The organism is Streptomyces sp. McG3, from assembly GCF_018619185.1.
Classification (GTDB): domain Bacteria; phylum Actinomycetota; class Actinomycetes; order Streptomycetales; family Streptomycetaceae; genus Streptomyces.
Genome location: NZ_JAAXYC010000217.1, coordinates 1 through 13,481, shown reverse-complemented (window position 1 = coordinate 13,481; position 13,481 = coordinate 1). Strand labels below are relative to the sequence as shown.

At 73.7% G+C, this 13,481-nt stretch carries 13 protein-coding genes and 1 pseudogene; 9 read left to right on the top strand and 5 right to left on the bottom strand.

Annotation, left to right across the window (positions count from 1 at the left end):
- Positions 1 to 29 precede the first annotated feature (29 nt).
- From HET64_RS27570 to HET64_RS27555, 4 genes are all read left to right on the top strand, one after another.
- Positions 30 to 1,505 carry a DHA2 family efflux MFS transporter permease subunit gene (locus HET64_RS27570; RefSeq protein ID WP_215109863.1) on the top strand — a complete coding sequence of 492 codons (1,476 nt, stop codon included), beginning with the start codon at positions 30 to 32 and terminating at the stop codon, positions 1,503 to 1,505.
- A gap of 201 nt (positions 1,506 to 1,706) precedes the next feature.
- On the top strand, positions 1,707 to 2,561 hold the full coding sequence (locus tag HET64_RS27565; RefSeq protein ID WP_215109861.1) for a MaoC/PaaZ C-terminal domain-containing protein: 855 nt from the start codon (positions 1,707 to 1,709) through the stop codon (positions 2,559 to 2,561).
- Positions 2,562 to 2,609: 48 nt separating this feature from the next.
- Positions 2,610 to 3,686, top strand: a complete 1,077-nt coding sequence (locus tag HET64_RS27560) for a Zn-dependent alcohol dehydrogenase (RefSeq protein ID WP_215109860.1) — start codon at positions 2,610 to 2,612, stop codon at positions 3,684 to 3,686.
- 34 nt (positions 3,687 to 3,720) lie between these two features.
- The gene (locus tag HET64_RS27555) at positions 3,721 to 4,668 is read left to right on the top strand and encodes a 3-oxoacyl-ACP reductase (protein WP_215109859.1); all 948 of its coding nucleotides are present in this window, start codon (positions 3,721 to 3,723) and stop codon (positions 4,666 to 4,668) included.
- A gap of 88 nt (positions 4,669 to 4,756) precedes the next feature.
- Here the strand turns inward: HET64_RS27555 and HET64_RS27550 are convergent, their stop codons facing one another.
- Positions 4,757 to 4,927, bottom strand: a complete 171-nt coding sequence (locus HET64_RS27550; protein WP_215109858.1) for a hypothetical protein — start codon at positions 4,925 to 4,927, stop codon at positions 4,757 to 4,759.
- Between the two features lie 130 nt (positions 4,928 to 5,057).
- The gene (locus HET64_RS27545) at positions 5,058 to 6,464 is read right to left on the bottom strand and encodes a hypothetical protein (RefSeq protein ID WP_215109857.1); all 1,407 of its coding nucleotides are present in this window, start codon (positions 6,462 to 6,464) and stop codon (positions 5,058 to 5,060) included.
- A gap of 210 nt (positions 6,465 to 6,674) precedes the next feature.
- Between HET64_RS27545 and HET64_RS27540 the strand changes: the two genes are divergently transcribed.
- From HET64_RS27540 to HET64_RS27520, 5 genes are all read left to right on the top strand, one after another.
- Entirely contained in the window at positions 6,675 to 7,712 is a 1,038-nt protein-coding gene (locus HET64_RS27540) for an ABC transporter substrate-binding protein (protein WP_215109856.1), read from the top strand.
- 140 nt (positions 7,713 to 7,852) lie between these two features.
- Positions 7,853 to 8,689, top strand: coding sequence for a Nif3-like dinuclear metal center hexameric protein (locus tag HET64_RS27535; protein ID WP_215109855.1), 837 nt, complete (start codon positions 7,853 to 7,855; stop codon positions 8,687 to 8,689).
- A complete protein-coding gene (locus tag HET64_RS27530) occupies positions 8,686 to 9,429 on the top strand; it encodes a zinc ribbon domain-containing protein (protein WP_215109862.1) in 744 nt (247 codons plus the stop codon). The genes HET64_RS27535 and HET64_RS27530 overlap by 4 nt, the downstream gene beginning before the upstream one ends.
- Complete coding sequence (locus HET64_RS27525; RefSeq protein WP_215109854.1) at positions 9,429 to 10,793, top strand: bifunctional RNase H/acid phosphatase; 1,365 nt, start codon at positions 9,429 to 9,431, stop codon at positions 10,791 to 10,793. Before HET64_RS27530 ends, HET64_RS27525 begins: the two co-directional genes overlap by 1 nt.
- A 15-nt stretch (positions 10,794 to 10,808) precedes the next feature.
- Positions 10,809 to 11,594: a TSUP family transporter gene (locus HET64_RS27520; protein ID WP_215109853.1), complete on the top strand. Its 786-nt coding sequence runs from the start codon at positions 10,809 to 10,811 to the stop codon at positions 11,592 to 11,594.
- Positions 11,595 to 11,662: 68 nt separating this feature from the next.
- On the opposite strand, the gene eda is transcribed toward HET64_RS27520, so the two are convergent.
- From eda to HET64_RS27505, 3 genes and pseudogenes are all read right to left on the bottom strand, one after another.
- Positions 11,663 to 12,313 (bottom strand): bifunctional 4-hydroxy-2-oxoglutarate aldolase/2-dehydro-3-deoxy-phosphogluconate aldolase, encoded by a 651-nt coding sequence (gene eda / locus HET64_RS27515; RefSeq protein ID WP_215109852.1) that lies wholly within the window; start codon positions 12,311 to 12,313, stop codon positions 11,663 to 11,665.
- Between the two features lie 111 nt (positions 12,314 to 12,424).
- Positions 12,425 to 13,225 carry a peroxide stress protein YaaA gene (gene yaaA, locus HET64_RS27510; RefSeq protein ID WP_215109851.1) on the bottom strand — a complete coding sequence of 267 codons (801 nt, stop codon included), beginning with the start codon at positions 13,223 to 13,225 and terminating at the stop codon, positions 12,425 to 12,427.
- 142 nt (positions 13,226 to 13,367) lie between these two features.
- Positions 13,368 to 13,481 (bottom strand): annotated as a pseudogene (locus HET64_RS27505) (methionine ABC transporter ATP-binding protein); the annotation flags it as partial.

Here is a 13,481-nt window from a genome sequence, read left to right as displayed (position 1 = left end):
GATGTACGGGCCGCGCGCCGCCTGCGACCATGACGTTCATGCCTGACGTCTCCGCGCCCGCCTCCGCCCCGCCGGCCACCTCCCGAATACGTCCCAGGACCTGGGCCGTCGTGCTCGCCGCCTGCACCGGCCAGTTCCTCGTCGTCCTCGACGTCTCCGTCGTCAACGTGGCCCTGCCCTCCATGCGGGCCGACCTCGGGCTGAGCGCGGGGGGCCTCCAGTGGGTCGTCAACGCCTACTCGATCGCGTTCGCCGGGTTCATGCTCCTGGGCGGACGGGCCGCCGACATCTACGGGCGCAAGCTGATGTTCCTCGTCGGGCTCGGCGTCTTCACCGCCGCCTCGCTCGCTGGCGGCCTCGCCCAGGAGGGCTGGCAGCTCCTCGCCGCCCGTGCCGCACAGGGCCTCGGGGCCGCCGTCCTGGCTCCCGCCACCCTCACCATCCTCACCGCGGCGGTGCCCGAAGGGCCGGCCCGGACGAAGGCGATCGGCACGTGGATGGCGGTCGGCGCCGGCGGCGGCGCGGCCGGCGGGCTCATCGGCGGGGTCCTCACCGACGCCCTCTCCTGGCGCTGGGTCCTCCTGATCAACGTGCCCATCGGCGCGATCGTCCTGGTCGCCGCCGCCCTGCGGATCACCGAGGGCCGCGCGGGCGACCGCCGCCGCATCGACTTCCTGGGCGCGGTCCTCGTCACCGCGGGCCTCGCCGCCGTCGCGTACGGCATCGTCCAGACCGAGGTCGAGGGCTGGACGGCCGCCGCCACCCTCGTACCGCTGCTCTCCGGGGTCGTGCTGCTGGCCGCCTTCGTGCTGGTCGAGGCGCGGGCCGCCGTCCCGCTGATCCCGCTGCGCGTGTTCTCCGTACGGGCCGTGTCCTCGGCCAACGTGTCGATGCTGCTCATGGGGTCGGCCACCTTCTCCATGTGGTACTTCATGACCGTGTACGCCCAGAACGTCCTGGGGTACACGCCGTTGCAGGCCGGTCTCGCGCTGATGCCGACCTCGGCCGCCGTCATCATCGGCTCCAAGCTGGCCCCCCGCCTCATGGTGCGCGCCGGGGCGAAGAGCCTCGCCGTCGCCGGGGTCCTGATCACGGCCGCGGGCTTCGGCTGGCAGTCCACGATGGGCGTGGAGGGCTCCTACCTCACCGCGATCTGTCTGCCCGGCGTCCTGATGATGGCCGGGGCCGGTCTCGCCTCCACCCCGCTCGCCACCCTCGCCACCTCCGGCGCGGACCCGGGGGACGCCGGACTCGTCTCCGGCCTGGTCAACACCTCCCGCACCATGGGCGGTGCGCTGGGCCTCTCGGTGCTCTCCACGGTCGCCGCCGCGCGCACCGCGGGTTCCGGTGAGGCGGCCGAGGTCACCGCCGGATACGCGCTGGCCTTCCGCACCGCGACCGGGGTCCTGCTGGCCGGGGTGGTCGTGATGCTGATCTGGCTGCCGAACCATCGCCGGCCCCGCCCGCCGGCGGACCTTCCGGTCGAGGCCCCGACCGCGGGGTGACCCGGACCATCGCATCGATCTGACGAGACGTCAGCAGTCTTCCCAACTTCCTTGGCCTGCGTTATACATGGGCCATCGGCTAGAACGCGTTCTAGAAGGGCGTGCCCTGCCGGTCACCGCACGACCTCGGTGCGGCCGGCGGTGCGGACGGCCGTGCCGAGGTCTTCCCACCGACCAGGACCATCAAGGAGCTGCTCCGTCATGCCCATTGATGCCCGGGCGGCACTCGCCGCCGAACCCCGCCGAGCCGAGATCGGCTGGGACCACAAGGACGTCCAGCTCTACCACCTGGGTCTCGGCGCGGGCAGCCCCGCCACCGACCCGGACGAACTGCGCTACACCCTGGAGTCCCGGCTCCAGGTACTGCCGAGCTTCGCCACCGTCGCGGGTGCCGGCACGGCCGCCTTCGGCGGCATGGGGGCGCAGGGGATCGACGTGGACCTCGCCGCGGTCCTGCACGGCGGACAGTCCGTCACCGTCCACCGCCCGATCCCGGTGACCGGCAGCGCCGTGCAGACCTCGAAGGTCGCGGCGGTGTACGACAAGGGCAAGGCCGCCGTCATCGTGCTGCGTACCGAGGCGAGCGACGGCGACGGGCCGCTGTGGACCAACGACGCCCAGATCTTCGTACGGGGGGAGGGCGGCTTCGGCGGCGAACGCGGCCCCTCCGACCGCCTCGCCCCGCCGGAGCGGGCCCCCGACCGCACGGTGGAGCGGGCCGTCCGCGAGGACCAGGCGCTGCTCTACCGCCTCTCGGGGGACTGGAACCCGCTCCACGCCGACCCCGCCTTCGCGAAGCTGGCCGGCTTCGACCGGCCGATCCTGCACGGGCTGTGCACGTACGGCATGACGTTGAAGGCCGTCACCGACACCCTGCTGGACGGTGACGTCTCCCGGATCACCGCCTACCGCACCCGTTTCGCCGGCGTGGTCTTCCCCGGCGAGACCCTCCGTATCCGGATGTGGACCGGGGACGGCCGCGTCCAGGTGACGGTCGCCGCCGCCGAGCGGGACGACGCGCCGGTCCTCGCCGACACGGTCGTCGAACACTCCTGAGCACAACAGAACCCTGATGTAGATCACGATGTGAGGGGAGCCGTACCCATGCGCGCAGCCGTACTGCACGAGATAGGCCAGGAGAAGCTCGAAGTCCTCGACGACGTCGAGGCGGTGGGATTTGGCCCGGGAAAGGTCAAGCTCCGCATCCGCGCCACCGGCCTCTGCCACTCGGACGTCTCCGCGATGAGCGGCGTCCTCCCGCAGCCCGCCCCCTTCATCCCCGGCCACGAGGGCGCGGGCGAGGTCGTCGACGTCGGCGACGGGGTGACCGGGCTGAGCGCCGGCGACCGGGTCCTCGTCTGCTGGCTGCCCGCCTGCGGGGACTGCCCGTCCTGCAAACGCGGCCAGACCCAGCTGTGCCTCGCCGGTTTCATGAACGCGGGCACCCCGAACTTCAAGCGCCCCGGCGGCGATGTCTTCGGCTTCGCGGGCACCGGCACCTTCACCGAGGAGGTCGTCGTCGGCGCGGGCTGCGCGGTGCCGATCCCCGACGACGTACCGTTCGAGATCGCCGCCCTGATCGGCTGCGGGGTCACCACCGGCCTCGGCGCGGCCATCAACACGGCGAAGGTGGAGGCCGGTTCGTCGGTCGCGGTGATCGGCTGCGGCGGCGTCGGCATCTCCACGATCCAGGGCGCGCGGGTCCAGGGCGCGGCGCAGATCATCGCCGTCGACCCGGTCGCCTCCCGCCGCGAGGCCGCCCTCCGCTTCGGTGCGACGGAGGCCGTCGCCCCCGACGGGCTGGCCGACGCCAAGCAGCGGATCACCGGCGGCGAGGGCTTCGACTACGTCTTCGAGGTCGTCGGCAAGTCCGCCACCGCCCGGACCGCCTACGAGAACACCCGCCGCGGCGGCACCCTGTGCGTCGTCGGGGCCGGGGCCATGGACGACAACTTCCAGGTCAACATGTTCGAGCTGTTCTTCGACGAGAAGCGCATCCTGCCCTCCATGTACGGCGGCGGGGACGTCCTGCGCTCCTACGAACGGGCCATCGCGCTCTGGCGGGCGGGCCGCATCGACCTGGAGTCGATGATCACCCACCGGGTCCGGCTGGACGGGGTCAACGACGCCCTGGACCAGATGCGCACGGGCGAGTCGCTGCGCACCTGCATCGAGCTCTGAACCCGCAGACCGGCCACCGACGTTGAGGAATCCCATGTCACTTCCCCTTCCGCTGGACGGACTGTCCGCGATCGTCACCGGCGCGGGCCGCGGCCTCGGCCGGGCCGAAGCCCTCGAACTGGCCCGCCTCGGCGCGGCCGTCGTCGTCAACGACTACGGGCAGCCCGGCCGCGACGGCTCCGGCGAGGCGTCCGCCGCCCCCGCCGAGGAGGTCGCCGCCGAGATCCGCGCCGCCGGCGGGCAGGCCACAGCCCACCTCGGCGACGTCTCCGACCACGAACAGGCCCGCGCGCTCGTCGCGTTGGCGACCGACACCTACGGCCGGCTCGACATCCTGGTCAACAACGCGGGCATCCTCCGCGACCGGATGGTCTTCTCGATGACCGAGGAGGAATGGGACTCCGTCGTCCGCGTCCACCTCAAGGGCCACTTCAACACCACGCACTTCGCCGCCGCCCACTGGCGCGCCCGCTCCAAGGAGACCGGCGGGCCGGTCTACGGGCGGATCGTCAACACCTCCTCGGAGGCGTTCCTCGCGGGCTCGGCGGGACAGCCCAACTACGCGGCGGCCAAGGGCGGCATCGTCGGCCTCACCACCTCCACCGCGCTCGCCCTCGCCAAGTACGGCGTCACCGCCAACGCCATCTGCCCACGCGCCCGCACCCGGATGACCGAGGACGTGTTCGCGGGCTTCCAGGAACCGGCGGACGGCACCCTCGACCCACTGGCACCCGAGCATGTGTCCCCGCTCGTCGGCTATCTCGCCTCACCGGCGGCGGCCGGGGTCAACGGGCAACTGCTCGTCGTGCACGGAGGAATGGTCGCCGTCGTCGAACGGCCCCGGGTGGCCGCACAGTTCGACGCGGTGAAGGAGACCTTCACCTTCGCGGAGCTGGACGGGCTGCTCACCCCGTACTACGCGGACCGGCCGCCGAACGAGACCTTCGCCGCCGCCGAAGTCCTCGGGCTGAAGCGGGGGTAGCGGGGAGGGCTGTACGCAGGAGGGCCCGGCCGGCTGTCCGCCGGTCCGGGCCCTCCCGTCGTGCTGAAGTGCGCCTGCCGAGCGGCTCTCAGGCCGCGCTGGACTCCTCGTCGGCGGGCCGACGGTGGCGACCGTGCGGCTGCGCCGACGTGTTCTCCGCCGACGCACCCCCTCGGTGCTTTCCGGAACCGCCGGTCCCGGCCCCCTCGTCCGCCCCCGTCGGGCGCTGCTGGTTCGTGTCGATCCGTGCTTCGGACATCTGGGAAGTCACCCCGTTGTGATCGCTTGATTGTGTCGCGCCTACGTGTGTCGCAAGCCCCGCCGCCACCATCCGACGTGGTCACCGTCGGTACCCGCCCGATACGGCCGCGTAGCCCAGGATCCCGATCCTAGGCCCCCCGGCGACAGTCGGATCGAGCGGCTCGGTGCAGGGGTGCCTGCCCCAACGGAACGGGCTTACACACAGCAGGAGCGGAGACGGCGGCGGACGGTTGCGTTCCACCCTCCGCGTCACCCGGACGGCCGGTCTCGCAAGAGGGTTCCACGTCCTGCGGCGCGTTCAGCATCGCCACGCCGCAGGACGTCGCCCCGTTCGTGTAAGGGAGACGCAGCACCCCGTCCCGGCTCCAGTACCCGGCCCCCGGTGCCCAGCCCAGCGGGGCCGCGAACTGGTGCAGCCGGCGCCCCGCCGGACGCCAGACCCCCAGCCAACTGCCCGCGGCCCCGTCGATCCGCAGGGCCACCGCGCAGCTCTCGGGCATCAGCGTCTGGCCCGGCTGCACCGCGAACGGCGTCACCGCCGCGTCCGCGAGGCGCAGGCACTCGGGGAACCTGACCGGCAGACAGCTCCCCAGCACCCCCCAGCCGAGCCGGTCGTGTCCCGGGGCGTCGGAGCGGATCAGCAGCAGCCCGCTGTCGGCGTCCGCGAGCAGCAGCCGGTCGTCGCTGCCCGGCGCGATCTGGAGCAGCGGAGTCACCTCGGCCCCCCGCCCCAGGTCGACGGCGACCGCCTTGACCGGTCCGCCGCCCGGCGCCCGCCGGTCCAGCGCCAGCAGCCGGCCCGCCCGGTCCAGCCACGCCCCGCCCGAGCAGCGCCCGGGGATCCGCGCGACCTCCTCGGGCCCGAACGCTCCGCCCGCCACCAGCCAGAGCGACGAGTGGTGGTCGCCGGCCGACAGGGCGTAGACGCACCGCCCGTCCGGCGACGGCGGCAACAGGGTCATCTCCGCGGACTCGACCGCGCCCAGCAGGAGTTCGCCGGTGCCGGGCCCCGTCGGGTAGAGCAGGGAGAACTGCTGCCGGTCCGCCACCTGCCGCCGGATCAGTACCCGCCCGTCGGCGAGCGGCGCCACCTGGGAGTCCGGCTCCTCGGGCTGATCGAGGGGGAGGGGCACCGCGTACGGCTCCGGCCCGTCCAGCGTCCACCGCTCCGGATACCAGGCGCGCTCGCCCGGCGGTCCGGGAGCCGCGGTGAGCCGGGCGGCGTAGGCCCCGTCCGCGGTGAGCGTGAAGCCGCCGGGCGGCGGCGCGTCACCGCCCGGCGTCGCCGGGCCGGCCGCGGCGGACGACGCCGGCGAACCGCCCTCGTCCGCGATGGATCCGGGCCGGCCGGGGGCGTTTGCCCCGGTGGACTTCAGGGGGTCGCCGGACCCCTCCGGTTCCGGTTCCGCTCCGGACTTCTTCAGGCCGGATTCCGATCCGGACTCCTTCAGGTCGGGTTCCGTTCCGGATTCCGCTTCGGGTTCAGCCGTCGCGGCGGCCCCGGCGGATCCACCCTCGATGGCACAGGCAGTCATGGACTCGTCACCTCCAGCTACGCAAGCTAGTTTTCGCACTTCCAGCCGAACAACACGAGCCACCTGACTTCACACATAAGGGTGGTGATGCCCGGATTCTCCTGTGGTGGCAGGGGTGGGTGTGCTGGTGGAGACGGCCGCGTCTATGGTTAGGCGGCCCTAACCGAGAACCCGTGCCCACACAGGTACGCGGACCATCTGGAGCAAGTGATGTCCCTTCGACCCCGCGCTACCGCCGCAGTCGCCCTGGCCGTGGCGGCCGCCCTCTCCCTGTCGGCCTGCGGGGGCGGTGACGGCGGGGACGCGGCGAAGTCCGACGCGGGGGGCGGCAAGAAGGCCGCCGTCGCCACCGGCGGCAAGGACTTCGCGGACGCGGCGAAGAAGACGGCGGCGTACGGCACCGACGCCGGGGCCGGCGAGTTCCCCCGTACGGTCACCCACGCCATGGGGAAGACCGAGATCAAGGCCGCGCCCGAGCGCGTGGTCGTGCTGGACGTCGGCGAGTTCGACAACGTCGTGTCACTGGGCCTCGAGCCGGTCGGCTACGCCCCCAGCGAGGGCGACGCGGCCATCCCCTCGTACCTGAAGAAGGGCGCGGGCGAGCCGAAGAGCGTCGGCACGATCAACAGCCTCAACCTCGAAGCCATCGCGGGCCTTGAGCCCGACCTGATCCTCGGCAGCCAGCTCCGCGCCGCGGACAAGTACGACGAGCTGTCCAAGATCGCCCCCACCGTGTTCTCCATCCGCCCGGGCTTCACCTGGAAGGAGAACTACCTCCTCAACGCCCAGGCCCTGGACCGCACGGAGCAGGCCGAGTCGGCGCTCGCCGCGTACGAGGAGAAGGCGGAGAAGCTCGGCGAGGACATCGGCCCCGACAAGCCGACCGTCTCGATGGTCCGCTACATGCCCGACCGCCTCCGGCTCTACGCCAAGGCCTCGTTCATCGGCACGATCCTCGACGACGTCGGCCTGCCGCGCCCGAAGAACCAGCAGATCGACGACCTCGCCGCCGAGATCAGCCCGGAGAGGATCGACGAGGCGGACGCCGACTGGATCTTCACCGGCGTCTACGGCGACCCGAAGGCCACCCAGCGCGACACCGCCCGGTCCAACCCGCTGTGGAAGAACCTGAAGGCGGTGGAGCAGGGCCGGGCCAAGGACGTCTCCGACGAGACCTGGTACCTGGGCCTCGGCGTCACCTCGGCCGGCCTGGTCCTCGACGACCTCCGCGCCGACCTGGTGAAGTAGCCGGCACCGGCGCCGGCCCGGTGGAGTGATCTCCTCCGCGTCGGCCCGTGAAGTAACGATTCGTGTCCGGCCGCCGGTCCTGGCGTACAGGTCCGGCGGCCAGGGGCGACGGACCACCCCGGACAGGTAGCCTTTCCCCCGTGCCCCGTCTGTCTGAAGTCATCGCCGCCCTCGACGCCCTCTGGCCCCCCGAGCGGGCCGAGGGATGGGACGCGGTCGGGACGGTCTGCGGCGATCCGGACGCGGAGATCGACCGGGTGCTGTTCGCCGTCGACCCGGTCCGCGAGATCGCCGACGAGGCCCTGGAGCTCGGCGCCCAGCTGATCGTCACCCACCACCCGCTCTATCTGCGCGGGACGACGACGGTCGCCGCCGACACCTTCAAGGGCCGGGTCGTCCACGCCCTCATCAAGCACGACATCGCGCTCCACGTCGCGCACACCAACGCCGACACCGCGGACCCCGGCGTCTCCGACGCCCTGGCCGGCGCCCTCGACCTGCGGATCACCGGGCCCCTGGTCCCCGACCCCACCGACCCCGGGGGCCGGCGCGGACTCGGCCGGGTCTGCGAGCTGGACCACCCCGAGACCCTGGCCGCCTTCGCCGCCCGGGCCGCCGCCCGGCTCCCCGCCACCGCGCAGGGCATCCGGCTGGCCGGCGACCCGGAGGCGCTCGTGCGCACCGTCGCCGTCAGCGGAGGCTCCGGCGACAGCCTCTTCGACGCCGTGCGCGCCGCGGGCGTCGACGCCTTCCTCACCGCGGATCTGCGCCACCACCCGGCCTCCGAGGCCGTGCAGCACTCGCCGCTCGGCCTCGTCGACGCCGCGCACTGGGCCACCGAGTGGCCCTGGTGCGAGCAGGCGGCCGCCCAGCTCGACGCGCTTTCCGACCGCCACGGATGGGACCTGCGGGTCCATGTCTCGAAGCAGGTCACCGACCCCTGGACCACCCACCATTCCTCTGGAGCCCCCAACTGAACGCCGCGCCCGCCGACCAGATCCGACTTCTCGACGTCCAGGCCCTCGACCTCCGACTCGCCCAGCTCTCCCACAAGCGCACCTCGCTGCCGGAGCACGCCGAGATCGAGCAGCTCGGCAGCGACCTCGCCCAGCTGCGTGACCTGCTGGTCGCCTCCACCACCGAGGAGAGCGACACCACCCGCGAGCAGACCAAGGCCGAGCAGGACGTCGACCAGGTGCGCCAGCGCGCCGTCCGCGACCAGCAGCGCCTGGACTCCGGCGCGGTCTCCTCGCCCAAGGACCTGGAGAGCCTCCAGCGCGAGATCGTCTCTCTCGCCAAGCGCCAGGGAGACCTGGAGGACGTCGTCCTGGAGATCATGGAGCGCCGTGAGGGCGCCCAGGAGCGGGTCGCCGAGCTGACCGAGCGGGTCGCCGCCGTCCAGGCCAAGGTCGACGACGCCACCGCCCGCCGCGACGCCGCGACCGCCGAGCTGGACGCCGAGGCCGCCACGGTGACCAAGGACCGCCAGGTCGTCGCCGAGGTCATCCCCGCCGACCTGCTGAAGCTCTACGACAAGCTCCGCGCCCAGCAGGGCGGGGTCGGCGCCGCCCGGCTCTACCAGCGCCGCTGCGAGGGCTGCCGCCTGGAGCTGAACATGGCCGAGGTCGGCGACGTGCGCGCCGCGTCCCCCGACACCGTCCTGCGCTGCGAGAACTGCCACCGGATCCTGGTCCGCACCTCGGAGTCGGGCCTGTAATGAGCGCCGCGCGCCACGTGGTGGTCGAGGCCGACGGCGGCTCCCGGGGCAACCCGGGGCCCGCCGGTTACGGTGCGGTCGTCCTCGACCCGGCCACCGGCGAACCCCTCGCCGAGGCCGCCGAGTACATCGGCGTCGCGACGAACAACGTCGCCGAGTACCGGGGTCTGATCGCCGGTCTGACCGCCGCGAAGGCGCTGTTCCCGGACGCGGGGGACGCGCTGCGGGTCCACGTGCGGATGGACTCCAAGCTGGTCGTCGAGCAGATGTCGGGGCGCTGGAAGATCAAGCACCCCGACATGAAGCCGCTGGCGGCCCGCGCCGCCGCGGTCCTGCCGCCGTCCTCGGTGACGTACGAGTGGATCCCGCGCGCGCAGAACAAGCACGCGGACCGGCTCGCCAACGAGGCGATGGACGCGGGCCGCGACGGCAGGCAGTGGGAGGCGTCCGCCTCGACGGCCGCCCTGGACGCCCCGGCACGCGGCACCGTGAGCACTCCGCCGCCCGCCCAGGGCCCGCCCGGCGACCAGGCCGGCGGCGCGGCCAGGGCCCGTGCGGCCCTCGCGGCCGCACGCGGCGCGGCCGCCCCGGCGGCCGACACCCTCTTCCCGGTGCCGGAGCCCGGGGTGCCGGACACCACGGCCCCCGCCGCGCCGGCCCCCGCGCAGCCGGCGGCCGGATCCTCGCGGCAGCAGCCCTCCGGAGTCCCGGGGACCGGCTGGGGATCGGCCCCCGACCTGGGCGCACCCGCCACGCTCGTCCTGCTCCGGCACGGCGAGACCGCCCTCACGCCCGAGAAGCGGTTCTCCGGCAGCGGCGGCACCGACCCCGAGCTCTCCGCCACCGGCCGGGGCCAGGCCGAGCGGGCCGCCGGGCACTTCGCCGCCCTGGGCACCGTCCAGGAGATCGTCAGCTCCCCGCTGCGCCGCTGCCGTGAGACCGCCGCGGCCGTTGCCGGCCGTCTCGGCCTCGACGTCCGGATCGACGAGGGCCTGCGCGAGACGGACTTCGGCGCGTGGGAGGGCCTGACCTTCGGGGAGGCGCGGGAGCGGTACGCCGACGACCTCACCGCCTGGCTGGCCTCCCCGGACACCGCCCCGACCGGCGGCGGCGAGAGCTTCGCGGAGGTCGCCGAGCGGGTCGCGGCCGCCCGGGACCGGATCGTCGCCCGGTACGCGGGCCGCACGGTCCTGCTCGTCACCCATGTGACCCCGATCAAGACGCTCGTCCGGCTCGCCCTGGGAGCCCCGCCCGAGTCGCTGTTCAGGATGGAGCTGTCGGCGGCCTCGATCTCCACGGTCGCCTACTACGGGGACGGCAACGCCTCCGTACGCCTGCTCAACGACACGTCCCACCTGCGTTAGCGGGACCGCGAGCCCGTGACCTGGTCGACGGGGCTGCTCGGGTTCGCCGCCGGGCTGCTGATCTCCGTGGCCACCGCGCCGGTCGGCGTCTCCGGCGCGGTGTTCCTGCTGCCGGTCCAGATCAGCGTGCTCGGGGTGCCCAGCCCGGCGGTCACCCCCACCAACCTGCTCTACAACGTGGTGGCGGGCCCCGGGGCCCTGCTGCGGCACCACAGGGCCGGCACCCTGCGGGGGCCGCTGACCCGGCTGCTCGTCCTGGGCACCGTTCCCGGTGTGGTCGTCGGCGCGGTGGTCCGGGTGTTCGCGGTGCCGGGCCCGACGGTGTTCCGGCTGCTCATCGCCGTCCTGCTGCTGCCGCTGGGAAGCTGGCTCTGCCTGCGCACCCTGCGCCGCGCCTCCCGCGCGGCCCCCGGCCGGGAGCCCTCGGCCCGTGCCGTCACCCGGCTGGCCATGGCGGTCGGGGTGGCCGGGGGGATCTACGGGATCGGCGGTGGATCGCTCCTCGGCCCGATCCTGGTGGGGCGCGGCATGCCGGTGGCGAAGGTCGCCCCGGCCGCGCTCGCCGCCACCTTCGTGACCTCGGCCGTCGGCGCGGGGACGTACGCGCTGCTGTCCCTGACCGCCACCGGCGACATCGCGCCCTACTGGTCCCTCGGCCTGGCCTGCGGACTCGGCGGACTGTGCGGGGGCTACCTCGGCGCCCGCCTCCAGCCCCGCCTCCCGGAGACGGCCCTGCGGCTGCTGCTGGGGGTGCTGGCCCTCGGCGTCGGGGGACTCTACGCCGTGCAGCTCCTGCGCTGAGGGCGTCGCCGGGCGCGGGACCCACGGGGCGGGGAGAGCCCGTGCGGGGTGCGAGGACGCCTTCGCCGCTACGCGCCGAGCGCCGCCGCCTCGGCCGCCAGGCGGGCCACCCGGTCCCAGTCCTTCGCCGCGACCGCGTCGCCCGGCACCATCCAACTGCCGCCCACGCAGCCGACGTTGGGCAGCGCGAGATACGACGGGGCGGAGGCGAGCGAGATGCCGCCGGTCGGGCAGAACCGGGCCTGGGGGAGCGGCGCGGACAGGGCCTTGAGGTAGGCCGTGCCGCCCGCCGCCTCGGCCGGGAAGAACTTCATCTCCCGCACCCCGCGCTCCAGCAGGGCCACCACCTCGGAGGTGGTCGAGACGCCGGGCAGGAACGGCACCCCCGACGCCTTCATCGCCTCCAGCAGCGCGTCCGTCCACCCCGGGCTGACCAGGAACCGGGCCCCGGCGTCGACGGTGTCGCGTACGTGCTCCGGCGAGATCACCGTGCCCGCGCCGACCACCGCTCCCGGGACCTCGGCGGCCATGGCCCGGATCGACTCCAGCGCGGCGGGCGTCCGCAGCGTCACCTCGATCGCCGGGAGCCCGCCTGCCACCAGGGCCCGCGCCAACGGCACCGCGTCGGCCGCGTCGTGCAGGACGACGACGGGGACGACGGGCGCGAGATCCAGCACGGAGGTGTCGGACGGGGCGGAGGGCGCGGCAGAGGAGGTCATGGGGTCATCCTGCCGCGCCCAGGGCAATATCTGCAACGAGCGTTGCGGAGCATGCAACGACACTCCGAGGGGTGCCGTCGAACCGTCCGCAACGGGGCCTCCCGGTGCCGGTCAGTGGATGTCCGTCACCACCACGTCCAGCGACCACGGCCGCCCGGCCCGTGCGGGGGCCTCGGCCTCCACCACGTACCCGAGGTCCCGCAACACCTCCACCAACTGCGCCGGACCCTTCGGCCGCGCACCCGCCACCAGCAGATCGCGCACCAGCCGGCCCTTGGTCGCCTTGTTGAAGTGGCTCACCACGGACCGCTTCTCCACCCCGCCCACCAGCTGCGAGTGCAGCACCCGCACGCTCGCCGTCCGCGACGCCACCTCACCCGCAGGCTTCCACGCCGCCGCGTACGCCGAGGACCGCAGGTCCAGGACGAGCCCGTTCCCGGCGGCCTCGGGCAGCACGGTCTCCATCGGGGTACGCCAGTACGCGCCGAGCGCGCCGAGACCGGGCAGCTTCACCCCCATCGAGCAGCGGTACGGCGGAATCCGGTCGCCGATCCGGACCGCGCCCCACAGCCCCGAGAAGACCAGCAGCGACTTCGCCGCCCGCCGCCGCGCGTCCGCCTCCAGCGAGGCCAGATCGAGCGCGTCGTACAGCACACCGGTGTACAGCTCCCCGGCCGGACGGGTCCCGGCGGTGCGCAGCTCGGTGTTCTTGCCGACCTCGCCCCGCAGCCCCACGCTCAGCCCCAGCACCTCACGGGCCTTCTCCTCGTCCGCCTGGCAGAGCTCGACCAGCTCGTCCAGCACCGCCGCACGGGCCGGGGCGAGCCCCGGCAGCGACAGCGACTCCGGCTTCAGCGAAGCCCCGCGCCCCGAGGCGGCCTTTCCTTCGGAGGGCGGCAACAGCACGAGCACGGCGGTTCTCCTTCGTACGTACGGCGCAAGCGCGGACCCGGTCGGCGTGCGGGCTCTCCGGGTCCTCGGCAAGGGTACGGGGACGGGGCGGCGGTCCCCGTACGGCGATGGCCGCGCTCGCCCCGCTCGCGCGGGACCGTGAGCGCCGCGGAGTCGCAGACGGTCTTGACGACGTCCATCTCGTGGGTGATGAGCAGGACGGTCAGGCCGAGCTGCTGGTTGAGGTCGCGCAGCAGTTGGAGGATGGAGCGGGTGG

Coding starts and splice junctions, on each gene's coding strand:
- HET64_RS27525 (WP_215109854.1), top strand. CDS start 9,429: ATGAGCGCCGCGCGCCACGTGGTGGTCGAGGCCGACGGCGGCTCCCGG.
- HET64_RS27545 (WP_215109857.1), bottom strand. CDS start 6,464: ATGACTGCCTGTGCCATCGAGGGTGGATCCGCCGGGGCCGCCGCGACG.
- HET64_RS27570 (WP_215109863.1), top strand. CDS start 30: ATGACGTTCATGCCTGACGTCTCCGCGCCCGCCTCCGCCCCGCCGGCC.
- eda (WP_215109852.1), bottom strand. CDS start 12,313: ATGACCTCCTCTGCCGCGCCCTCCGCCCCGTCCGACACCTCCGTGCTG.
- HET64_RS27540 (WP_215109856.1), top strand. CDS start 6,675: ATGTCCCTTCGACCCCGCGCTACCGCCGCAGTCGCCCTGGCCGTGGCG.
- HET64_RS27550 (WP_215109858.1), bottom strand. CDS start 4,927: ATGTCCGAAGCACGGATCGACACGAACCAGCAGCGCCCGACGGGGGCG.
- HET64_RS27560 (WP_215109860.1), top strand. CDS start 2,610: ATGCGCGCAGCCGTACTGCACGAGATAGGCCAGGAGAAGCTCGAAGTC.
- HET64_RS27565 (WP_215109861.1), top strand. CDS start 1,707: ATGCCCATTGATGCCCGGGCGGCACTCGCCGCCGAACCCCGCCGAGCC.
- HET64_RS27555 (WP_215109859.1), top strand. CDS start 3,721: ATGTCACTTCCCCTTCCGCTGGACGGACTGTCCGCGATCGTCACCGGC.